Source organism: Xanthomonas pisi DSM 18956 (assembly GCF_001010415.1).
GTDB classification, from domain to species: Bacteria; Pseudomonadota; Gammaproteobacteria; order Xanthomonadales; family Xanthomonadaceae; genus Xanthomonas; species Xanthomonas pisi.
Map to the genome: position 1 here is coordinate 1 of NZ_JPLE01000143.1, position 350 is coordinate 350.

Consider the following 350-nt stretch of genomic DNA (forward strand, 5'->3'; position numbering starts at 1 on the left):
GGCCAGCAGGCCGGCCGCCAGCAGATACGGCAAGCCGTGCGCCGCCACCAGCGGCGCGGCCACCAGCGCCACCGAACCGGCAGCGGCGGAAATCATCGCCGGGCGGCCGCCACAAAACGCAATCACGATACCGATGACGAAGGACGCGAACAGGCCGACCTGCGGATCCACGCCTGCCACGAAGGCGAAGGCGATCACTTCGGGAATCAGGGCAAATGTTGCGACCGCACCGGCCATCAGTTCGCGCGCAGGTGAGGCGCGCCATTGCGCCAGTTCGGCACGCAGCAAAGACATTGGGGGACACTCCGGGGACAAAAAGGACAGCCTGCGGACAGGCGCAGCGGCGATAG

The 350-nt window shown here is 67.4% G+C and carries 1 protein-coding gene; it reads right to left on the reverse strand.

Annotated elements, in window-relative coordinates:
• Positions 1–294: SulP family inorganic anion transporter (locus Y887_RS17460; protein WP_046965556.1), on the reverse strand; the 294-nt coding region annotated here is incomplete at its 3' end.
• Positions 295–350: the final 56 nt, after the last annotated feature.